This is a genomic window from Citrobacter sp. JUb117 (assembly GCF_024809055.1).
Taxonomy (GTDB): Bacteria; Pseudomonadota; Gammaproteobacteria; order Enterobacterales; family Enterobacteriaceae; genus Citrobacter; species Citrobacter gillenii.
In genome coordinates, this window is the sequence record NZ_JANUFB010000004.1 from 1 (window position 1) to 20,718 (window position 20,718).

Here is a 20,718-nt window from a genome sequence, read left to right on the forward strand (position 1 = left end):
AGAGACTTGGTATTCATTTTTCGTCTTGCGACGTTAAGAATCCGTATCTTCGAGTGCCCACACAGATTGTCTGATAAATTGTTAAAGAGCAGTGCAACACGGCTTTCGCTCACTGTTGCGAGGTGGCGTATATTACGCTTTCCTCTTTCAGAGTCAACCGTTTATTTTCAGGTTTTTCTCTTCAACCGAACCGGCTGTTTGTGTGAAGTGATTCACATCCGCCGTATCGATGGAGGCGCATTATAGGGAGTCGACTCAGGAAGACAAGCGGAAAAATGCATTTTTGTTTCAACCGCTCACCTTTTATCCATAACGCTTACTTTTGCTGCTTTTTTATCGCCAATGGCAGGTCAGCCAGGCTATTTATCACTAAATCAGCCGCATTTTCTGCTTCTGGCGTGACAGGCTTACCCGTGCGCACCAATACTTTGGTCCCAACGTTAGCGGCGGCTGCTGCCTGCATATCTTCTATTTTGTCGCCCACCATATAGGAAACCGCCATATCTATGTGCAGGAACTCTTGCGCAGAGAGAAGCATTCCTGGATGCGGTTTACGACAGTCGCAAACCTGGCGGTACTCTTCTACCGTTCCCTGCGGGTGGTGAGGACAATAGTAGATGCCATCCAGATCAACATCACGATCGGCCAGCGACCAGTCCATCCACTCCGTCAGCGTTTCGAACTGCGCTTCAGTAAATTTACCGCGGGCAATACCCGACTGGTTAGTCACGACGATAAGTGCATAGCCCATCTGTTTAAGTTCACGCATGGCATCAATAACGCCGTCGATAAACTCGAACTCGTCGATCTCATGTACGTAACCGTGGTCCACATTAATGGTGCCGTCACGGTCGAGAAAAATTGCAGGTACAGACTTTGCCACCTTTTATAGCTCCTGAATAAGGCATGTTGCTCTAGTATCGCATGTTTCGGCAGGCAAGAAAGTGCTCATCGTGCAAAGCCAGATTGATTTAGACGTCTGGATGCCTTAACATCCATCTTATTAACGACGTCGACCGTACCAGACAGACGAAAATGCCACGGCTAACTTAATTACGATAATAAATAACCCATGATTAAACTTTCGAATATCACCAAAGTGTTCCAGCAGGGGACGCGCACCATTCAGGCACTGAACAATGTCAGCCTGCATGTTCCTGCCGGACAGATTTATGGCGTTATTGGCGCCTCAGGTGCCGGTAAAAGTACGCTCATCCGCTGCGTTAACTTACTTGAACGCCCAACGGAGGGCAGTGTACAGGTCGGCGGTCAGGAGCTCACTACGCTTTCTGAATCCGAGCTGACCAAAGCTCGCCGTCAAATCGGCATGATTTTCCAGCACTTTAACCTGCTTTCTTCCCGCACGGTATTTGGTAACGTCGCGCTTCCACTGGAGCTGGACAACACCCCAAAAGAAGAGATCAAACGTCGCGTTACCGAGCTACTGGATTTAGTGGGCCTTGGCGATAAGCACGACAGCTATGCCGCCAACCTTTCAGGCGGCCAGAAACAGCGTGTCGCCATTGCCCGTGCGCTGGCAAGCCAACCGAAGGTATTGCTGTGCGATGAGGCCACCAGCGCACTCGATCCGGCAACGACCCGTTCGATTCTGGAATTACTGAAAGACATTAACCGCCGTCTTGGGTTAACCATCCTGCTGATTACCCATGAGATGGACGTCGTAAAACGTATTTGTGACTGCGTGGCGGTTATCAGTAACGGTGAACTGATCGAGCAGGACACGGTGAGCGAAGTGTTTTCACATCCGAAAACGCCGCTGGCGCAGAAATTCATTCAATCCACGCTGCATCTGGATATTCCAGAAGATTATCAGGAACGCTTAAAAGCAGAACCAGAAGCCGATAGCGTCCCGATGCTGCGTATGGAGTTTACCGGCCACTCTGTCGATGCCCCACTGCTTTCCGAAATTGCTCGCCGCTTTAATGTGAACAACAACATTATCAGTGCGCAGATGGATTACGCCGGTGGCGTCAAGTTCGGCATCATGCTGACTGAAATGCACGGCGCACAAGAAGATACACAAGCGGCCATCAACTGGCTGCAGGAACACCATGTAAAAGTAGAGGTACTGGGTTATGTCTGAGCCAATGATGTGGCTGCTAGTTCGCGGCGTATGGGAAACGCTGGCAATGACCTTTGTGTCCGGTTTTTTTGGCTTTGTGATTGGCCTGCCCGTCGGCGTACTACTGTACGTCACGCGCCCGGGGCAAATCATCGAGAACGCGAAGCTCTATCGTACGCTGTCAGCGCTGGTCAATATTTTCCGCTCCATCCCATTCATTATACTGCTGGTATGGATGATTCCATTTACCCGCATGATTGTCGGCACCTCGATCGGTTTACAGGCCGCTATCGTCCCGCTGACCGTGGGTGCCGCACCGTTTATTGCCCGAATGGTAGAAAACGCGCTGCTGGAAATCCCGACCGGGCTGATTGAAGCCTCAAGAGCGATGGGCGCTACGCCGTTACAGATCGTGCGTAAAGTGTTACTACCAGAAGCGTTGCCAGGCCTGGTGAATGCGGCAACGATCACGCTGATTACCTTGGTCGGTTACTCAGCAATGGGCGGGGCCGTCGGTGCGGGCGGTCTTGGGCAGATTGGCTATCAATACGGTTACATTGGATACAACGCTACCGTGATGAATACAGTACTGGTATTACTTGTCGTTCTGGTTTATTTAATTCAGTTATCCGGCGATCGCATCGTCCGGGCGGTCACGCACAAGTAACGTTACACACAACACAGAAAAACTCATTAAGAAAAGGAAATAAGCATGGCGTTCAAATTCAAAACCTTTGCGGCAGTTGGAGCCCTGATCGGTTCTCTGGCACTTGTGGGTTGCGGTCAGGATGAAAAAGATCCAAACCACATCAAAGTGGGCGTTATTGTTGGCGCAGAGCAGCAGGTTGCCGAAGTCGCACAGAAAGTGGCGAAAGAAAAATACGGTCTGGACGTTGAACTGGTCACGTTCAACGATTACGTCCTGCCTAACGAAGCGCTGAGCAAAGGCGATATCGATGCCAATGCCTTCCAGCACAAACCATACCTGGATCAGCAGATCAAAGATCGCGGTTACAAACTGGTTGCTGCAGGCAATACGTTCGTCTACCCAATTGCTGGCTATTCCAAAAAAATCAAATCACTGGATGAACTGCAGGACGGTTCTCAGGTAGCGATTCCAAACGACCCGACTAACCTCGGTCGTTCCCTGCTGCTGCTGCAGAAAGTGGGCCTGATCAAACTGAAAGACGGCGTTGGCCTGCTGCCAACCGCGCTGGATGTGGTTGAAAACCCGAAAAACCTGAAACTGGTAGAGCTGGAAGCACCACAGCTGCCGCGTTCACTGGACGACGCACAGATCGCGCTGGCGGTTATCAATACCACCTACGCCAGCCAGATCGGCCTGACCCCGGCAAAAGACGGTATCTTTGTTGAAGATAAAGACTCCCCGTACGTAAACCTGATCGTAACTCGCGAAGACAATAAAGATGCTGAGAATGTGAAGAAATTCGTTGAGGCGTATCAGTCTGACGAAGTTTACGAAGCGGCAAACAAAGTCTTCAATGGCGGCGCTGTTAAGGGCTGGTAATTTTAGGCTGTTTCCAAAATCTGTAATATCATCAGGACGGGCGCTTGCCCGTCTTGTCATTTATGCAAGCACCTGATTCAATATCTGACGTTTAGATCATTCATTGAGGAAATATTATGCGTGCTTTACCGATCTGTTTAGTAGCACTCATGTTGAGCGGCTGTTCTATGTTAAGCAGATCCCCTGTTGAACCCGTTCAAAGCACTACGACCCCGCCGAAAGTGGAGCCAGAAAAACCAAAAGCACCGCGTGCCACACCGGTAAGAATTATCACCAACGCTGAAGATCTGGTTGGTAAACCATTCCGCGATCTGGGTGAAGTCAGCGGTGAATCCTGCCAGGCATCAAACCAGGATTCTCCTCCAAGTATTCCAACCGCACGCAAACGCATGCAGATAAATGCCTCTAAAATGAAAGCGAATGCGGTATTGCTGCACAGCTGCGAAGTGACCAGCGGAACACCGGGTTGCTACCGTCAGGCGGTTTGCATTGGTTCTGCACTGAATATTTCGACGAAATGAGCCACTTTCAGTTCGAGCAAATAGGCTTTATCCGCTCTCCCTATAAAGAAAAATTCGCCGTTCCACGCCAGCCAGGTCTGGTGAAAAGTGCCAACGGCGAACTGCATTTGCTCGCACCGTATAACCAGGCCGATGCCGTTCGCGGCCTGGAAGCGTTCAGCCATTTGTGGGTGATTTTTGTTTTTCACCAGACAATGGAAGGTGGATGGCGGCCAACCGTACGCCCGCCCCGACTTGGCGGCAACGCCAGAATGGGCGTCTTTGCTACACGTTCGACCTTTCGCCCTAACCCTGTCGGCATGTCGCTGGTCGAACTAAAAGGTATTGTCTGCCAGAAAGATAACGTCGTCCTACAACTGGGCAGTCTGGATCTGGTCGACGGAACTCCGGTGGTCGATATCAAGCCCTACCTGCCGTTTGCTGAAGCACTACCCAATGCCACCGCCAGCTATGCACAGCATGCGCCAGTCGCGGAAATGGCGGTCGGTTTCACCCCTGAGGTTGAGCAACAACTTCTGATGATGGAAAAACGTTATCCGCTGCTAAAAACATTTATTGGTGAAGTGCTGGCACAGGACCCGCGTCCTGCGTATCGTAAGGGTGAAGAGACAGGCAAAACGTACGCCGTCTGGCTACACGATTTCAACGTGCGCTGGCGCGTGACGGCAGAGGGTTTCGAAGTCTTTGCGCTCGAACCCCGGTAATTTCGCACCCTTCTCTTTTGACATCCCTTTCTCGCTGGTAAACTAAACCACTTTTTTTGTGTCAGGCTCGCGTTGAGCCTGTTCGATCGTTCAACTGGAACCGTAACAACATGCGTACTAGCCAATATCTGCTCTCCACTCTGAAGGAGACACCTGCCGACGCCGAGGTTATCAGCCACCAGCTGATGCTGCGCGCCGGGATGATTCGCAAGCTGGCCTCCGGGTTATATACCTGGCTGCCGACCGGCGTGCGCGTCCTGAAAAAAGTCGAAAACATCGTGCGTGAAGAGATGAACAACGCCGGTGCTATCGAGGTGTTAATGCCGGTAGTTCAGCCTTCTGAACTGTGGGAAGAGAGCGGCCGTTGGGAACAGTACGGCCCGGAACTGCTGCGTATTGCTGACCGCGGCGATCGTCCATTCGTACTCGGCCCAACGCATGAAGAAGTGATCACCGACCTGATCCGTAACGAGCTCAGCTCCTACAAACAGCTGCCGCTGAACTTCTACCAGATCCAGACTAAATTCCGTGACGAAGTGCGTCCGCGTTTCGGCGTCATGCGCTCCCGTGAATTCCTGATGAAAGATGCGTACTCTTTCCATACGACTCAGGAATCTTTGCAAGAAACCTACGACGCAATGTATGCCGCGTACAGCAAGATCTTCAGCCGTATGGGTCTGGATTTCCGTGCGGTACAGGCTGACACCGGTTCTATCGGCGGTAGCGCTTCTCACGAATTCCAGGTTCTGGCGCAGAGCGGCGAAGATGACGTGGTGTTCTCTGACAGCTCCGACTTTGCTGCCAACATCGAATTTGCAGAAGCCGTAGCGCCAAAAGAACCGCGCGGTGCCGCCACGCAGGAAATGACGCTGGTCGATACGCCAAACGCGAAAACCATCGCTGAGCTGGTTGAGCAGTTCAATCTGCCGATCGAAAAAACCGTTAAAACGCTGCTGGTGAAAGCGGTCGAAGGCAGCAGCTACCCGCTGGTTGCGCTGCTGGTTCGTGGCGATCACGAACTGAACGAAGTCAAAGCAGAAAAACTGCCGCAGGTTGCCAGCCCACTGACCTTCGCCACCGAAGAAGAAATTCGTGCCGTAGTCAAAGCAGGTCCTGGCTCGCTCGGTCCAGTGAACATGCCGATCCCGGTAGTTATCGATCGTACCGTTGCGGTCATGAGCGACTTCGCAGCAGGTGCTAACATCGACGGTAAACACTATTTCGGTATTAACTGGGATCGTGATGTCGCCACGCCAGAAGTGGCTGACATCCGTAACGTCGTTGCCGGCGACCCGAGCCCGGACGGCAAAGGCACACTACTGATTAAACGCGGTATCGAAGTCGGTCACATCTTCCAGCTGGGTACCAAGTACTCTGAAGCAATGAAAGCTTCCGTTCAGGGCGAAGATGGTCGTAACCAGATTCTGACCATGGGCTGCTACGGTATCGGGGTGACTCGCGTTGTTGCTGCCGCTATTGAACAGAACTTTGACGATCGCGGCATTGTATGGCCAGATGCTATCGCGCCGTTCCAGGTGGCGATTCTGCCGATGAACATGCACAAATCCTACCGCGTGCAGGAACTGGCTGAGAAGCTTTACGCAGAGCTGCGTGCGCAGGGTATCGAAGTGCTGATGGACGATCGTAAAGAACGTCCAGGCGTGATGTTTGCCGATATGGAACTGATCGGTATTCCGCACACCATCGTGCTGGGCGACCGTAACCTCGATAACGATGATATCGAATACAAATACCGTCGTCACGGCGAGAAACAGCTGATTAAAACCGGCGACATCGTCGACTATCTGATTAAAGCCATTAAAGGCTAATACAGCAAAAGGCCCTGATCATCAGGGCCTTTTTTTCAGAGATTAATTACACCCTTTACCGGGTATAAACTTCGCGTCTTTATCCGCCATCAGCGTTTTCACCTTCTCGCCCGTATCCGGGTTCGCCTCCTGCGTGAAATGCCCTTCAAGGGTCAACAAGACCGATTGGCCAGTTTCCGTGCGAGCAGTTAAATAGCCGCGTTCAAGCTGGGCATTATTTGCTACCGGCATACGCTTGCCCGTCGCACAGTCGGTAAAGACAGCCGCATCCGCCATGTAGAAATACATCCCACGCATCGGCATTGGCGTGACGGGCAAACTGGCTGACACCGGCTCAAGGGTATAGTTGAACTGCGATTCGATCGGATTACCTTCACGATCGAGCATTTCCAGCGCCTCGCCTTTTGCCCGGTAGTAAGACTTCTCACCTTTGCTGTCGGTCAACACCAGCTTATCCGCCGTGCGTGCCCAGGTGCCATAGGAGGCAAAGGAAGACGGTTCATCCCGTACGCCCTGATACCGTTCGTTCATCACCCAGGTCCCGTCTTTTTCCAGGAACAGCGAGGTTTCAATCCCTTCGCAGTCGGCGCAGGGCAAGATGCCACGCCAACTTTGCTGCATCGGTTTTAATTCTGCCGCCCGCGTCGACTGCAATGCTTCGACGTCAGTACGATTATTACAGCCGATCAAGGAAAAGAGCGTGCATACAGCGACCACTGACAATATTGCTGTTTTCACTATAAAATCCTTATGATTTTTTTATTCCTGTTCGTCAGTCCTGCGAACGACGAACTTTCCCGCGCAGCGCCTTCACGGTGGATTTTTGCGCCTTCGATGACAACCGGCGCTCTTTCGAGGCGCGCGTAGGACGCGTTGCCTGGCGGCTTTTTTGCACTGCGGTTAATTCTTTAATCAACGCCACCAGCCTGGCCAGAGCCGCTTCCCGGTTGAGTTCCTGACTGCGATATTCCTGCGCCTTAATGATGATGACGCCATCGGCAGTGATCAGATGATGACTGGCCGCCAGCAAGCGTTCCTTGTAATACTCTGGCAGGCCAGAGGCCCGAATGTCAAAGCGCAAATGGATGGCCGTCGAGGTCTTATTAACGTGCTGCCCACCCGCACCCTGTGCCCGGATAGCCGTGATTTCCAGCTCATTATCAGGGATAGAGACGTTTCGGGAGAGAACGATCATCAACGCTGCTGCCACGCGGTCAGATGAATTTCCAGATTGTTCTGAGAGTCTGACAACCAGATAGCCCCATCCTGGATGGTCGCCTGCAACGTCATAGTACGCCCGGCAAAGTCGCTCAGCTGCGCCAGCTGTTCGTCATCCAGATACCAGACAGTCAAATTTTTAAACTGTGCGCACTTATTCTGGTTTTGCTGCCACCAGATTTGCGCCGCCCGACTGTTATAGGTAAACAGAGCAACTTCCCCAGACTGAGTACAGGCCTTCTTAATCCGACGCTCATCCGGCAGGCCGAGTTCAATCCATAAATCAATGCCCAGATGATCGTTACGCAGCCATGCTTCTGGCTCATCTTCTGCGCTCAAGCCCCGCGTAAACTGTAACCGCTCATTGGCATATTTAATCCATGCCAACAGGCGCAGCATCATGCGTTCCTGGGTTTCAGAAGGGTGACGCGCCAGCGTCAATACCGCGTCAAGAAACTGGTTGCGGTCAAGATCCGCCACGTTGACAACGGCTTTATAAATTGTCGCTTTAAGCGCCATGAGAGAACTCCTTTCGAATCAGGCGCACATTGTAGCGAAAACTACGCCAAAAGGCTGCTAACAGCTCTTCTATCAAGGCGCTGATATTGCTTGAATGAGTATGGTATAGTCACCTTGCTAAACAGAGTTTATCTTCGTAGGCTTAGACTTGCATCCACGGTTAAGTCAGAGTACTGACAGGAGGGCATGTGGAAAAATATTGTGAGTTAATACGCAAGCGGTACGCGGAAATCGCCAGCGGAGACTTAGGGTATGTCCCGGATGCGCTGGGTTGCGTATTGAAAGTGCTGAATGAAGTGGCGGAAGACAGCGCCCTTTCAGAGTCGGTCAGAGAAAAAGCGGCCTATGCTGCCGCGAACTTACTGGTGAGCGATTATGTCAATGAATGAAACGTATCAACCCATTAACTGTGATGATTACGACAATCTTGAGCTCGCCTGCCAGCACCATTTATTACTGACGCTGGCGCTGAAAGATGGCGAAGTGCTGCAGGCGAAAGCCAATGACCTGGTTTCACGCAAAAATGTGGAATATCTGGTTGCAGACGTCTCTGGAGAATCACGTGAGCTTCGTCTCGACAAGATTGCCAGCTTCAGCCACCCGGAAATCGGTACCGTGGTGGTTAGCGAATCCTGATTATTTTGTTGCCGGATGGCGGTGCAAGCACCTTATCCGGCCTACTTTCCATGCGATACGTAGGCCTGATAAGCGCAGCGCCATCAGGCATGCCATACCAGATTCGCGCCTTCTTCCCCTTCCGCCAGTCCTTCCCGCGTAACAAAGACACCGGCTGCCGCAATCAGCGTTTCGCCGTAAAACAGTAACGGCGTGGTATCGCGTCGCCAGGGCGGAATTCCCTGCTCCTGCCATATTTTTTTGAGCTTACGCCCACCGTTACGCCCGACAATGTGTAATAACCCGGGCGCTTTAAAGCGAATACTGACCGGTTCACCCACGTGCGGCATACGTAATTTTCCCGTTGGGAGTAACTGTACGTCTCCCAGCCCGGCAGGCAGCGTCAGCGGTGTTTGCCAGCATGACCACGGGATGACAGTTTCACTTTGCCCGGTAACGGATTTCACCCACCACAGCTGTGACTGATAGCGGCGGATTTCATATTCGCCTACGCACAAGCACGGCGCAGCATCTTCCCGCGCCAGCACCACTTCCTGCCAGATTCGCGCCAGCGCATCCCGGGATGGCATCGGTGCATTCAGCCCTGCCAGCCAGCGACGAAGCAGCGCTGCACGTCGTACATCGCTCATCATCATTAATGGCTCAACTAAAAGGGTGTCCTGCTCGGTGACACACTCCGCTAAATCATTGGCAAGTAACTCATCCAACAAACGTTCCTGCTCGGCACACAGCACCGCACTGCGGGCCGCCGCTTCAGCAAAGTGCGGCCAGCGCTGTTGCAGTTGCGGGATTATACGTAGCCGCAGAAAATTGCGATCGTAGGCATCATCCTGATTACTTTCATCTTCAATCCAGCGTAGTCCATGCTCCAACGCCCAGCGTTCAAGCGCGTCACGCGTTTGCGCCAATAGCGGGCGAATAAGCTGGGTCCCAGCAAACGGTGAACTTTCCCCCATTGCAGAAAGTCCGGCCGGGCCGCTGCCGCGTTTGAGCGCCAGCAAAAAGGTTTCACACTGGTCATCAAGATGCTGGGCGGTCATCAGCACTTCACCCGGCAGCAGCGTCCGGGCAAAAGCCTGATAGCGCGCCCGCCGGGCCTGCGCCTCTATCCCCAGCCCGTCATCCTGAAGATGCACCCGTTCAACCACCAGCGGCACCTGCCATTGTGCACAAACCGATTCGCAGTGCGTCACCCATTCGTCTGCGTGCGGACTCAATCCATGGTGGATGTGGATAGCGCGTAGAACGATGTAGGGGTGTTGTTTTCGCCACAGCACCAGTTGGTGCAACAGCACGGTCGAGTCGAGGCCACCGCTAAAGGCCACCAGAATATGGGGAGATGTCAGAAGTGAAGTGTTTAGTGTGAGTGTCGTCATGATGAGTACTTACTAGGGTATTGCCCGGCACGTTACCGGGCTACCGTTACAATGACAAGCCTTACTGCTCGTATAATTCAAGCGGTAATCCATCCGGATCGTTGAAAAAAGTAAAGCGTTTGCCGGTAAAGGGGTCGACACGTACTGCCTCACATTTCACATTATGATTTTCCAGATGGGCTATCGCCTTTTCCACATCATCCACGCTGAACGCCAGATGGCGTAACCCGCAGGCTTCCGGTCGGCTGGGACGGCAAGGTGAAAATGGAAAAGAAAAAAGCTCAATCACGTACTGCCCGTTCAGCGCCAGATCGCCTTTCCAGGAGTCACGCTCTTCCCGGTAGACCTCGCTCATCAGCGTAAAGCCCAGCACGTCGCAGTAAAATGCCTTACACACCGCGTAGTCCGTCGCAATAATGGCAATATGGTGAACCTGTTTTAATCCCAGCATAGCGTCTTAGCCTCTTTAGTTTTCTTTTCGCACGTTACTCGTCCGCGGTCGGTTCAGGCAAGCTGCGATGCCATTTTTAGGACTCTCACACGGTACACGCCGTCCTCACCCAGTTTAGCGCCATGAATATCCGTGTCGAATCCGGGATAATGATGGCCGACAGAACACAGCATCAACAGGAAATCGAGCACCGCCCGGCTGTCTTCGGTGATCATTTCCCCCGGCATCAGCAACGGTACGCCGGGAGGATAAGGCAGGATCATATTTGCAGAAATGCGCCCCACCAGTTGGTCAAGCGTCACCGTCTCCACCTCGCCTTTGATCTGCCGCTGCCAGGCCTGATGCGGCGTCATTTTCATTTCCGGTAGGGTGTCAAATGCCCGTAGCATTAGCCCGGAGAGATCGTGTTGGCGGATCAGATTGTGGATCCCCTGTGCCAGATCCTGAATACGCATATTGCGATAGAAATCCGGATCTTCAGCATACAAATCTGGCAGCATATTCTTCACACGCAAATTCAGATCGTACGAACGTTTGAACTCTGTCAGCCCGCGCAGCAACCCCATCGCCCGGGTTTTATCAATGCCAATGCTGAACAAAAATAACAGATTATACGGACCCGTTTTCTCCACCACGACACCGCGTTCGTCGAGGAATTTCGCCACCAGCGCCGCCGGGATCCCTTCGTCACTCATGTTTCCCTGTTCATCCATCCCCGGTGTCAGAATAGTCACTTTCACCGGATCGAGGAACATGTGGTCGGCGTCGGCATCGGTAAACCCATGCCAGTCTTCACCCGGCGCAACGGGCCAGCATTCCGCTTCATCCACCTTTTCCGGCTGCCAGATATCAAAGAACCAGCCGTCCGATTCTTCCCGCAGTCGCTGTACTTCTTTGCGAAAATGCAGCGCACGCTCAACGGAGCGATTGATTAAGCGCTTGCCTGAGTTGCCGCGCAGCATTGCCGCCGCCGTTTCTATTGACGCGACAATCGGGTAGCTCGGCGACGTCGAGGTATGCATCATAAAGGCTTCATTAAAGGTCTCTTCATCGTAGTCACCTTTAATGTGGATGAGAGAAGCCTGCGACAGCGCCGCCAGCATCTTATGGGTCGACTGGGTTTCAAAGATAACCTTACCAGGTACTCGTTCGCCGCTCATGCCGCTTTTCCCCTGATAGATCGGGTGAAAATGAGTGTATGGCACCCAGGCCGAGTCAAAGTGAATAGACGGCACGTCCAACGTCTGTTTGATCCAGTTGGTGTTATACAGCAGACCGTCGTAGGTAGAGTTGGTGATCACCGCATGTACTGGCCACTGGGCCTGGACGGTCTCTCCGACTTTGCGCTCAATACTCTCACGGGTAAATTCACGTTTAGGTATGCCGCCAAGGATACCCAGCGCATTACGCGTGGGCTTCAGCCAGATGGGTACCACGTCGCTCATCATCAGCAAATGCGCCAGTGATTTATGACAGTTACGATCGATCAGTAGCGTACTTCCAGTCGGGGCTGCATACATACCGACAATTTTATTCGACGTCGAGGTGCCATTCGTCACCATATAGCTCTGCTCTGCCCCAAAGGTGCGGGCGATATATTCTTCGGCCTCCAGGTGCGGGCCAGTATGGTCCAGCAGCGAACCCAATTCGGTCACGGAAATGGAGACGTCGGCCTTGAGCGTATTGCCGCCAAAAAAGTCATAGAACAGGCAGCCCACTGGACTCTTTTGGTATGCCGTCCCCGCCATGTGCCCCGGCGTACAGAAGGTATACTTCCCTTCTTTCACGTAGGTGAACAACGCCCTGGTAAACGGCGGAGTGATGTTATCGAGGTATTCATTGGTGTACTGGCGAATACGGGTGGCAATATCGTCAGACTGGCCTAGAGCATACTCGAAAAACCACAGCGCCATGCGCAGGTCGTGGGCGCTGACATCCATCGTCGAATGGGTATTGATAAAGGCGTAAAGCGGCAGGTATTCGTTAAGCTGGTTGATATCGCTACACAGCTCCAGGCTGTACTCATCCCAGTCAAAAATGACGCCGCAAATTCGCGGGTTATGCTCAATAAATTTCAGCAGGTCGACGCTATTCTGCGGCCAGATAATCTGAAATCCCTGCTGCAGTAGTGCACGTTCAAGTTCCTTGATGGGCTCATCTTTATAAAAGACGCCATGCGGTCCCATGATGGCAATGATATTCATGCGTTCCTCCTGGAAAAACCTTAGTTAATCATAGCCTGGTCAAACCGCAGGTAAAAAAAAGGGCCACAGCGTTGTGGCCCTTTTCAGAATATATGCAGTTTACGCGTAACCGTAGCTCATCAGTCGCTGGTAACGGCGATTTTTCAGCTCTTCCGTACTTAACACATCGAGATCGGCCAGATCGGCCAGCAGCTGTGCTTTCAGCGACGCAGCCATGACTTCTGGATTACGATGCGCCCCGCCCAGCGGTTCCGGTACGATAGAATCGATCAGCTTCAGCTCTTTCAGACGCGGGGCAATAATGCCCATCGCTTCTGCCGCCAACGGCGCTTTGTCTGCGCTTTTCCACAGAATGGATGCACAGCCTTCCGGGGAGATAACAGAATAGGTGCTGTATTGCAGCATATTCACTTTATCGCCCACGCCGATCGCCAGCGCGCCACCGGAGCCACCTTCGCCGATAACGGTGCAGATAACCGGTACGCTCAGACGTGACATTTCACGCAGGTTACGCGCAATCGCTTCAGACTGACCGCGTTCTTCCGCGCCCACGCCCGGATAAGCCCCAGGGGTGTCAATGAAGGTAATGATCGGCATCTTGAAACGTTCGGCCATTTCCATCAGGCGCAGCGCTTTGCGATAGCCTTCCGGTGCTGGCATGCCGAAGTTACGACGAATTTTTTCTTTAGTCTCGCGGCCTTTCTGATGACCAATGATCATCACGGGACGACCATCAAGACGCGCGATGCCGCCGACGATAGCTTTATCATCCGCATAGGCACGATCGCCCGCCAGCTCATCAAATTCATCAAACGCCAGGCGGACGTAATCCAGGGTGTACGGACGCTGTGGATGGCGAGCCAGCTGGGCTACCTGCCATGCGCCAAGATCGGCAAAGATTTTGCGCGTCAGTTCTACGCTTTTTTCACGCAGGCGATGCACTTCTTCATCGATGTTAATATCCAGTTTCTCATCCTGACGGCTCACCGCAGTCAGAGAATCGATTTTTGCTTCCAGCTCTGCAATCGGCTGTTCAAAATCAAGGAAATTCAGACTCATAGTATTCCTGTATTAGTCAAACTCCAGTTCCACCTGCTCCGAACCAATAAGGCCACGGAGATCGTTCAGTAAACGATCGCTCGGAGAGACACGCCACGTTGCGCCAAAACGCAACCGCGCACGTGCATCCGCCCTCTGATAGTAGAGATGTACTGGAATTGTCCCCGAGCGGTGGGGTTCCAGAGACTGACGGAGTCGGTTTAAAAGCTGGTCATCAATTTGCCTGTCCGTCAGCGAGATAGCAAGCCCGCGAGCGTATTTTTCCCGGGCTTCGTCAATATCCATGACTTCACGGGCCATCATTTTAAGCCCACCGCTGAAGTCATCAAAGCTGACCTGTCCGCTGACGATAAGTATGCGGTCTTTTTCCAGCAAATGCTGGTATTTATCCAGGGCATCGGTAAATAACATCACTTCCAGACGCCCGGAACGGTCATCCAGCGTGCAGATGCCGATACGATTGCCGCGCTTGGTGACCATTACCCGCGCAGCAATGACGAGCCCCGCAGCCGTGGTAACTTTACCACGTTCTGTCGGATGCATGTCTTTCAGCCTGTGGCCTCCGACATAGCGCTCAATTTCTTTTAAATACTGGTTGATGGGGTGTCCCGTCAGGTAAAGCCCTAACGTTTCACGCTCACCATCTAATACCACCTGCTCCGGCCACGGCGTACAGTTGGCATAGGATTGTTCAATTTGTTCCGGCTCTTCGGCCAGAACGCCAAACATATCGGCCTGACCGATGGCTTCGGCTTTTGCGTGCTGATCGGCGGCTTTAAGCGCGTCGTTCAGCGAATTCATCAGTGCGGCGCGATGCGGGCCAAGGCGGTCAAACGCCCCGGACATGATCAGTTTTTCCAGCACCCGGCGGTTTAGCTTTTTGATATCCGTACGGGCACAGAGATCGAACAACTCGCGGAAATAGCCACCTTTGTTACGCGCTTCAATAATAGCTTCAATGGGGCCTTCACCCACGCCTTTTATCGCGCCGATGCCATACACAATCTCGCCATCATCATTTACGTGGAAATGATACAGCCCGGAGTTGATATCCGGCGGCAGGATTTTCAGCCCCATACGCCAGCATTCATCCACCAGCCCGACCACTTTCTCAGTGTTATCCATATCGGCGGTCATTACCGCGGCCATAAACTCGGCGGGGTAATGCGTTTTCAACCATAGCGTCTGGTAAGACACCAGCGCGTAGGCTGCGGAGTGCGATTTGTTAAACCCGTACCCGGCGAATTTCTCCACCAGGTCAAAGATTTTGATCGCCAGTTCACCGTCTACGCCGCGCTTTCTCGCCCCTTCTTCAAAGGTGCCGCGCTGCTTGGCCATTTCTTCCGGCTTTTTCTTACCCATCGCACGGCGCAGCATATCCGCGCCGCCAAGAGTATAACCAGACAGCTCCTGGGCAATCTGCATGACCTGTTCCTGATACAGGATAATGCCGTACGTCGGCTCCAGAACAGGTTTCAGGCACTCATGCTGCCATTGTACATCCGGGTAGGATATCTCTTCTCGCCCGTGCTTACGGTCGATAAAGTTATCTACCATTCCCGACTGCAGTGGGCCTGGGCGGAACAACGCCACCAGGGCTATCATATCTTCGAAGCAGTCAGGCTGCAGGCGTTTGATCAGATCCTTCATGCCGCGAGATTCAAGCTGGAAGACGGCGGTTGTCTCCGAGCGCTGCAGCATATCAAAACATTTTTTATCGTCGAGCGGGATGGCGGCGATGTCAATCGGCTCCAGTCCCTGCTTTGCCCGACGCGGGTTGATCATTTTCAGCGCCCAGTCAATGATCGTCAGCGTACGCAGACCCAGGAAGTCAAACTTAACCAACCCGGCGTATTCCACGTCGTTTTTATCAAACTGAGTGACCGGATGAAGACCTTCTTCATCACAATAGAGCGGAGCAAAGTCGGTAATTTTAGTGGGCGCAATAACCACGCCGCCCGCATGCTTACCGGCATTACGCGTGACGCCTTCCAGCTTACGCGCCATGTCGATCAGCGCCCTGACCTCTTCGTCCGCTTCGTAGATTTCTGGCAGCTGCGGCTCTGCCTCAAAGGCTTTTGCCAGCGTCATCCCCGGATCGGGTGGCACCAGTTTAGAAATCCTGTCGACAAACCCGTACGGATGCCCCAGTACGCGGCCCACGTCGCGGATAACCGCTTTTGCTGCCATCGTACCGAAGGTAATAATCTGTGATACCGCGTCACGACCATACATTTCCGCCACGTGTTCAATCACCTGGTCGCGTTTCTCCATACAGAAGTCAACGTCAAAGTCAGGCATCGAGACACGTTCCGGGTTAAGGAAACGTTCGAACAGCAGGTCAAATTCCAGCGGATCGAGATCGGTAATTTTTAGCGCATAGGCCACCAGTGAGCCGGCACCGGAACCACGGCCAGGTCCGACCGGCACGCCGTTGTCTTTCGACCACTGGATAAACTCCATGACGATCAGGAAGTAGCCCGGGAACCCCATCTGGTTGATAACCTGAAGTTCAATGTCCAGGCGTTCGTCGTAAGGTGGGCGCTTCTCTTTGCGTTCGGCTTCATCCGGGAACAAAAACGCCAGACGCTCTTCCAGACCTTCTTTCGATTTTTTAACCAGATAGTCTTCGGTGGTCATATCTCCGGTCGGGAACTGCGGCAGGAAGTATTCACCCAGACGCACCGTCACGTTACAGCGCTTGGCTATCTCGACGGTATTTTGCAGCGCTTCCGGAATGTCGGAAAACAGCTCGCACATCTCTTCTTCGCTGCGCATATACTGCTGCGGCGAATAGTTGCGCGGACGTTTCGGATCATCGAGTGTGAAACCATCATGGATCGCCACGCGGATCTCATGCGCGTCAAAATCTCCGGTTTCAAGGAAGCGAACATCGTTGGTCGCCACCACCGGCAGACCCCGCGTTTCGGCCAGCGCCACTGCGGCATGCAAATAATTCTCTTCGTCCTGCCTACCGGTACGGATCAGTTCCAGAAAATAACAATCGGGGAAATGTTCTTCATAAAACGTGACGCACTCATCAACCAGCGCGCTGTTACCGCGTAGCAAGCTCCGTCCGACGTCGCCCATGCGACCACCGGAAAGTAAAATTAAGCCTTCTTTTAAATCAAGCAACCAGTCTCTGTCAATGACCGGTCCTTCGGATCCATAGCCACGTTGATAGGCTTTTGATATCAACAACGTCAGATTCTGATAGCCCGTATTATTGGCCGCCAGCACCGTTAGTTGCGTCAACTCGTCGCCAAACTGCTCGCTACGGACATGAAAATCAGCACCAACAATCGGTTTAATGCCAGCACCGTGACCCGCCCCGTAAAACTTCACCAGACCACACAGGTTGGTAAAATCGGTGATCGCCAGTGCAGGCATGCCCAACGCGGCCGCCTTTTTCACCAGCGGCCCCGTTTTTGCCAACCCATCAATCATGGAGTAGTCGCTGTGCACCCGCAGGTGGACGAAACGTGGTTCAGACATCTTCAGATTCCGGTTTACTTATTCTTGCCACAAGAATCAGGACGTGAGTCCCAGTGCGCGTTTAACAGGGCCAAAGCTGCGACGGTGGTGTTCTGTCGCGCCATGCTCTATAAGCGCCGCCAGATGAAAAGCTGTTGGGTAGCCTTTGTGTTGCGCAAAGCCGTACTGCGGGAAAACCGTATCCAGCGTCGCCATCTCCGCATCGCGGGTGACTTTCGCCAAAATAGACGCTGCGCTGATTTCCGCCACGCGACTGTCCCCTTTCACCACCGCCATCGACGGCATCGGCAATACCGGGCAACGATTACCGTCAATCAGCACGTATTCAGGCGTAATGTGCAAACCGGCCACTGCGCGCTGCATGGCCAGCATGGTGGCATGTAGAATATTCAGCTCGTCGATTTCATGCGGTTCCGCCCGTCCCAGGCTCCAGCTTAACGCTTTTTCTTTGATTTCATCGTAAAGCGCCAGACGACGCTTTTCAGAGAGTTTTTTGGAGTCGTTCAGACCGACTATCGGACGCGCTGGATCAAGAATAACAGCAGCTGTCACCACAGCCCCGACCAAAGGGCCTCGCCCTACTTCATCCACACCCGCCACTAAATGCGTATGTGGATAAACAAATTCAATCATTGTGCTAACTCCAGGACTGCATCCGCCGCCTGCTCATCGGCATTACAACGGATCTGCTGGTGCAGGTCGCGGAACGTATCGTGCATCGCATGGCTGGTTTTGCCATTCGCCAGCAACGGCTGCAGCGCTTTCGCCAACGCCTGCGGTTCGCATTCATCCTGCAACAGCTCTTTGACTAATTCTCTTCCCGCCAGCAGGTTCGGCAACGAAACATAATCGGTTTTCACCAGACGTTTCGCCAGCCAGAACGTGAAGGGTTTCATACGGTAGCCGACAACCATCGGGCACTTCGCCAGCATACACTCCAGCGCTGCCGTGCCTGAAGCCAGCAGCGCTGCATCGCTGGCAACCATCGCTTCGCGTCCCATCCCATCAAGCAGATGTACGGAAAGTTCCGGTGCTACCTCAGCTTTAATGCGCTCAAACTGTTCTCGTCGTTTGGCATTCACCAGCGGCACGACCACTTCGAGATCGGGATACTGCTGGCGTAGCAACTGTGCTGTTTTCAGAAAATCAGCGCTAAGCATCTCCACTTCAGCGCCCCGGCTTCCTGGCAATAGTGCCAGGCAGTGCGCATCATGGGGAATACCCAGCACGTCGCGAGCCGCGTTTTTATCCGGATCCAACGGCATGGCGTCCGCCATGGTGTGGCCGATAAAGCGGCACGGGACATTAAATTTGTCATAAAACGCTTTTTCGAAAGGCAGAAAGGCCAGCACCATATTGGTGGATCTGCCTATTTTGAAAACACGTTTCTGTCGCCATGCCCACACGGAAGGGCTGACGTAATGAATGGTTTTAATGCCCTGTTTTTTCAAGTTCCCTTCAAGGGTAATATTAAAATCAGGTGCATCAATGCCAACGAAAACGTCCGGCTTGAGATCGGTAAAACGACGAGTCAGATCGGCGCGAATATGCAGTAAACGGCGCAGGCGTCCGAGCACTTCAACAATGCCCATCACCGCCAACTCTTCCATTTCGTACCAGGCTTCACAGCCTTCGGCCTGCATCAGCGGACCTGCCACGCCAACAAAACGGGCATTGGGTACACGCGCCTTGAGTGCGCGAATTAATCCTGCACCAAGAATATCGCCGGAGGTTTCTCCGGCGACGAGGGCAATCGTTAATGGACGCTGCTCAGTCATTAACGAATCAGGCCACGCGTTGAGCGTTCAAAGAAATCACTGAAAGCCTGAACATCCGGGTACTGCTTCGCCAGCTCGGCGATTTCCGGCTTCACTTCTTCCAGAGTTTTACCACTGCGATACAACGCTTTATAGGCGTTACGGATCGCGGTAATCGCTTCACGGGTGAACCCGCGACGCTTCAGACCTTCGATGTTGACGCCAAATGGCGTGGCATGATTACCTTGGGCGATAACGTACGGCGGAACGTCCTGAGCAACACCAGAACAACCACCAACCATCACATGTGCGCCGATGATGCAGAACTGATGCACCGCCGTCATCCCGCCGATGATAACGAAATCATCCAACGAAACGTGTCCGGCAAGCGTGGCGTTATTCGCCAGAATACAGCGATTACCAATCGTACAATCATGCGCAACGTGCGCGTTGATCATCAGTAAGTTATCGCTGCCCACCTTCGTCAACCCACCGCCTTGCACTGTGCCACGATGAATGGTGACGCTTTCGCGGATGCGGTTGCGATCGCCAATTTCCACGCGGGTCGGTTCGCCAGCATACTTCAGATCCTGGTTTACTTCGCCGATGGAGGCAAACTGATAGATCTCGTTATCGCGACCAATTTTAGTATGGCCATTCACGACAACGTGAGACTTCAGTACGGTACCCTCACCAATTTCAACGTGGGGTCCAACAATACAAAAAGGTCCAATGTGGGCATTGGCACCAATACTGGCGCCCTCTTCCACAATGGCGGTCGGGTGAATAAAGGCGGATTTATCAATCACGTATTAGGCCTCCCGGCTACGGGCACACATCATCGTTGCTTCGCACACAACTTTACCGTCAACCAGTGCAACCCCTTTAAAACGGGTCAGGCCACGGCGCGTTTTCTCGAAAGTGACTTCCATGATCATCTGATCGCCAGGTACGACAGGACGCTTGAAGCGTGCTTCATCGATACCAGCGAAATAATACAGCTCGCCTGGCTCCAGTTTTCCTACGCTTTTAAACGCCAGAATACCCGTTGCCTGGGCCATTGCTTCCAGAATCAGCACGCCAGGGAAAATCGGTTTACCCGGGAAGTGGCCCTGGAAGAAAGGCTCGTTAACGGATACATTTTTCACTGCGCGCAGAAAACGACCTTCTTCAAAATCCAGCACACGATCAACCAGCAAAAACGGAAAACGGTGCGGCAGAAGTTCTAAAATCTCTTCAATTTGCAGAGTATGAGTGTTAGTAGTCAAAATACTCTTCCTGTCAAAATATACTAAAAGGCAATAATAACACGGCCTGTCGCAATCGTATGAATGGGAC

General features: G+C 52.8%; 21 protein-coding genes. 8 read left to right on the forward strand and 13 right to left on the reverse strand.

Annotated elements, in window-relative coordinates; genetic code table 11:
• Positions 1-316: 316 nt before the first annotated feature.
• Positions 317-883 (reverse strand): D-glycero-beta-D-manno-heptose 1,7-bisphosphate 7-phosphatase, encoded by a 567-nt coding sequence (gene gmhB / locus M2374_RS10025; RefSeq protein ID WP_181688453.1) that lies wholly within the window; start codon positions 881-883, stop codon positions 317-319.
• 189 nt (positions 884-1,072) lie between these two features.
• On the opposite strand from gmhB, the gene metN reads away from it, so the two are divergent.
• From metN to proS, 6 genes are all read left to right on the forward strand, one after another.
• Positions 1,073-2,104 carry a methionine ABC transporter ATP-binding protein MetN gene (gene metN / locus M2374_RS10030; protein WP_096758214.1) on the forward strand — a complete coding sequence of 344 codons (1,032 nt, stop codon included), beginning with the start codon at positions 1,073-1,075 and terminating at the stop codon, positions 2,102-2,104.
• Positions 2,097-2,750, forward strand: coding sequence for a methionine ABC transporter permease MetI (locus tag M2374_RS10035; RefSeq protein WP_003018471.1), 654 nt, complete (start codon positions 2,097-2,099; stop codon positions 2,748-2,750). The genes metN and M2374_RS10035 overlap by 8 nt, the downstream gene beginning before the upstream one ends.
• A 45-nt stretch (positions 2,751-2,795) precedes the next feature.
• Positions 2,796-3,611 carry a methionine ABC transporter substrate-binding lipoprotein MetQ gene (gene metQ, locus M2374_RS10040; protein WP_096758215.1) on the forward strand — a complete coding sequence of 272 codons (816 nt, stop codon included), beginning with the start codon at positions 2,796-2,798 and terminating at the stop codon, positions 3,609-3,611.
• Between the two features lie 116 nt (positions 3,612-3,727).
• Positions 3,728-4,132, forward strand: a complete 405-nt coding sequence (rcsF, locus tag M2374_RS10045; protein WP_096758216.1) for an Rcs stress response system protein RcsF — start codon at positions 3,728-3,730, stop codon at positions 4,130-4,132.
• The gene (gene tsaA / locus M2374_RS10050) at positions 4,129-4,836 is read left to right on the forward strand and encodes a tRNA (N6-threonylcarbamoyladenosine(37)-N6)-methyltransferase TrmO (RefSeq protein ID WP_181688454.1); all 708 of its coding nucleotides are present in this window, start codon (positions 4,129-4,131) and stop codon (positions 4,834-4,836) included. Before rcsF ends, tsaA begins: the two co-directional genes overlap by 4 nt.
• Positions 4,837-4,946: 110 nt before the next feature.
• Complete coding sequence (gene proS, locus M2374_RS10055) at positions 4,947-6,665, forward strand: proline--tRNA ligase (RefSeq protein ID WP_137399687.1); 1,719 nt, start codon at positions 4,947-4,949, stop codon at positions 6,663-6,665.
• A 42-nt stretch (positions 6,666-6,707) separates the two neighbouring features.
• Here proS and nlpE read toward each other — a convergent pair whose 3' ends face one another.
• The 3 genes from nlpE to M2374_RS10070 are packed head-to-tail and all read right to left on the reverse strand — an operon-like array spanning position 6,708 to position 8,402.
• Positions 6,708-7,406: an envelope stress response activation lipoprotein NlpE gene (gene nlpE / locus M2374_RS10060; protein ID WP_181625358.1), complete on the reverse strand. Its 699-nt coding sequence runs from the start codon at positions 7,404-7,406 to the stop codon at positions 6,708-6,710.
• A 31-nt stretch (positions 7,407-7,437) separates the two neighbouring features.
• The gene (arfB, locus tag M2374_RS10065) at positions 7,438-7,860 is read right to left on the reverse strand and encodes an alternative ribosome rescue aminoacyl-tRNA hydrolase ArfB (RefSeq protein WP_096758220.1); all 423 of its coding nucleotides are present in this window, start codon (positions 7,858-7,860) and stop codon (positions 7,438-7,440) included.
• Positions 7,860-8,402 carry a YaeQ family protein gene (locus tag M2374_RS10070; RefSeq protein WP_181688455.1) on the reverse strand — a complete coding sequence of 181 codons (543 nt, stop codon included), beginning with the start codon at positions 8,400-8,402 and terminating at the stop codon, positions 7,860-7,862. Before M2374_RS10070 ends, arfB begins: the two co-directional genes overlap by 1 nt.
• Before the next feature lie 188 nt (positions 8,403-8,590).
• Here M2374_RS10070 and M2374_RS10075 point away from each other — a divergent pair, with 188 nt between their 5' ends.
• Both M2374_RS10075 and rof read left to right on the forward strand, forming a co-directional pair.
• Positions 8,591-8,791: a YaeP family protein gene (locus M2374_RS10075; protein WP_096758222.1), complete on the forward strand. Its 201-nt coding sequence runs from the start codon at positions 8,591-8,593 to the stop codon at positions 8,789-8,791.
• Positions 8,778-9,038, forward strand: coding sequence for a Rho-binding antiterminator (rof, locus tag M2374_RS10080; protein ID WP_096758223.1), 261 nt, complete (start codon positions 8,778-8,780; stop codon positions 9,036-9,038). The genes M2374_RS10075 and rof overlap by 14 nt, the downstream gene beginning before the upstream one ends.
• Before the next feature lie 83 nt (positions 9,039-9,121).
• Here rof and tilS read toward each other — a convergent pair whose 3' ends face one another.
• From tilS to fabZ, 9 genes are all read right to left on the reverse strand, one after another.
• Positions 9,122-10,414 (reverse strand): tRNA lysidine(34) synthetase TilS, encoded by a 1,293-nt coding sequence (tilS, locus tag M2374_RS10085; protein WP_181688456.1) that lies wholly within the window; start codon positions 10,412-10,414, stop codon positions 9,122-9,124.
• A gap of 61 nt (positions 10,415-10,475) precedes the next feature.
• Positions 10,476-10,865, reverse strand: coding sequence for a VOC family protein (locus tag M2374_RS10090; RefSeq protein ID WP_259154687.1), 390 nt, complete (start codon positions 10,863-10,865; stop codon positions 10,476-10,478).
• Between the two features lie 53 nt (positions 10,866-10,918).
• Complete coding sequence (gene ldcC, locus M2374_RS10095) at positions 10,919-13,069, reverse strand: lysine decarboxylase LdcC (protein ID WP_181688458.1); 2,151 nt, start codon at positions 13,067-13,069, stop codon at positions 10,919-10,921.
• 99 nt (positions 13,070-13,168) lie between these two features.
• Positions 13,169-14,128 carry an acetyl-CoA carboxylase carboxyl transferase subunit alpha gene (accA, locus tag M2374_RS10100; RefSeq protein ID WP_096758227.1) on the reverse strand — a complete coding sequence of 320 codons (960 nt, stop codon included), beginning with the start codon at positions 14,126-14,128 and terminating at the stop codon, positions 13,169-13,171.
• A gap of 12 nt (positions 14,129-14,140) precedes the next feature.
• A complete protein-coding gene (gene dnaE / locus M2374_RS10105; protein WP_096758228.1) occupies positions 14,141-17,623 on the reverse strand; it encodes a DNA polymerase III subunit alpha in 3,483 nt (1,160 codons plus the stop codon).
• A gap of 36 nt (positions 17,624-17,659) precedes the next feature.
• Positions 17,660-18,256, reverse strand: a complete 597-nt coding sequence (gene rnhB, locus M2374_RS10110) for a ribonuclease HII (protein ID WP_115259391.1) — start codon at positions 18,254-18,256, stop codon at positions 17,660-17,662.
• Positions 18,253-19,401 carry a lipid-A-disaccharide synthase gene (gene lpxB, locus M2374_RS10115; protein WP_096758230.1) on the reverse strand — a complete coding sequence of 383 codons (1,149 nt, stop codon included), beginning with the start codon at positions 19,399-19,401 and terminating at the stop codon, positions 18,253-18,255. The genes rnhB and lpxB overlap by 4 nt, the downstream gene beginning before the upstream one ends.
• Positions 19,401-20,189, reverse strand: coding sequence for an acyl-ACP--UDP-N-acetylglucosamine O-acyltransferase (lpxA, locus tag M2374_RS10120; RefSeq protein WP_096758231.1), 789 nt, complete (start codon positions 20,187-20,189; stop codon positions 19,401-19,403). Before lpxA ends, lpxB begins: the two co-directional genes overlap by 1 nt.
• Before the next feature lie 3 nt (positions 20,190-20,192).
• On the reverse strand, positions 20,193-20,648 hold the full coding sequence (gene fabZ / locus M2374_RS10125) for a 3-hydroxyacyl-ACP dehydratase FabZ (protein ID WP_000210739.1): 456 nt from the start codon (positions 20,646-20,648) through the stop codon (positions 20,193-20,195).
• Positions 20,649-20,718: the final 70 nt, after the last annotated feature.

What these genes read in the sequence shown, in the direction of transcription:
- rnhB (WP_115259391.1), bottom strand. Translation starts at nt 18,256, where the DNA reads ATGATTGAATTTGTTTATCCACATACGCATTTAGTGGCGGGTGTGGAT.
- accA (WP_096758227.1), bottom strand. Translation starts at nt 14,128, where the DNA reads ATGAGTCTGAATTTCCTTGATTTTGAACAGCCGATTGCAGAGCTGGAA.
- metN (WP_096758214.1), top strand. Translation starts at nt 1,073, where the DNA reads ATGATTAAACTTTCGAATATCACCAAAGTGTTCCAGCAGGGGACGCGC.
- proS (WP_137399687.1), top strand. Translation starts at nt 4,947, where the DNA reads ATGCGTACTAGCCAATATCTGCTCTCCACTCTGAAGGAGACACCTGCC.
- rof (WP_096758223.1), top strand. Translation starts at nt 8,778, where the DNA reads ATGTCAATGAATGAAACGTATCAACCCATTAACTGTGATGATTACGAC.
- metQ (WP_096758215.1), top strand. Translation starts at nt 2,796, where the DNA reads ATGGCGTTCAAATTCAAAACCTTTGCGGCAGTTGGAGCCCTGATCGGT.
- rcsF (WP_096758216.1), top strand. Translation starts at nt 3,728, where the DNA reads ATGCGTGCTTTACCGATCTGTTTAGTAGCACTCATGTTGAGCGGCTGT.
- M2374_RS10035 (WP_003018471.1), top strand. Translation starts at nt 2,097, where the DNA reads ATGTCTGAGCCAATGATGTGGCTGCTAGTTCGCGGCGTATGGGAAACG.
- tilS (WP_181688456.1), bottom strand. Translation starts at nt 10,414, where the DNA reads ATGACGACACTCACACTAAACACTTCACTTCTGACATCTCCCCATATT.
- M2374_RS10090 (WP_259154687.1), bottom strand. Translation starts at nt 10,865, where the DNA reads ATGCTGGGATTAAAACAGGTTCACCATATTGCCATTATTGCGACGGAC.
- arfB (WP_096758220.1), bottom strand. Translation starts at nt 7,860, where the DNA reads ATGATCGTTCTCTCCCGAAACGTCTCTATCCCTGATAATGAGCTGGAA.
- M2374_RS10070 (WP_181688455.1), bottom strand. Translation starts at nt 8,402, where the DNA reads ATGGCGCTTAAAGCGACAATTTATAAAGCCGTTGTCAACGTGGCGGAT.
- ldcC (WP_181688458.1), bottom strand. Translation starts at nt 13,069, where the DNA reads ATGAATATCATTGCCATCATGGGACCGCATGGCGTCTTTTATAAAGAT.
- lpxB (WP_096758230.1), bottom strand. Translation starts at nt 19,401, where the DNA reads ATGACTGAGCAGCGTCCATTAACGATTGCCCTCGTCGCCGGAGAAACC.
- dnaE (WP_096758228.1), bottom strand. Translation starts at nt 17,623, where the DNA reads ATGTCTGAACCACGTTTCGTCCACCTGCGGGTGCACAGCGACTACTCC.
- tsaA (WP_181688454.1), top strand. Translation starts at nt 4,129, where the DNA reads ATGAGCCACTTTCAGTTCGAGCAAATAGGCTTTATCCGCTCTCCCTAT.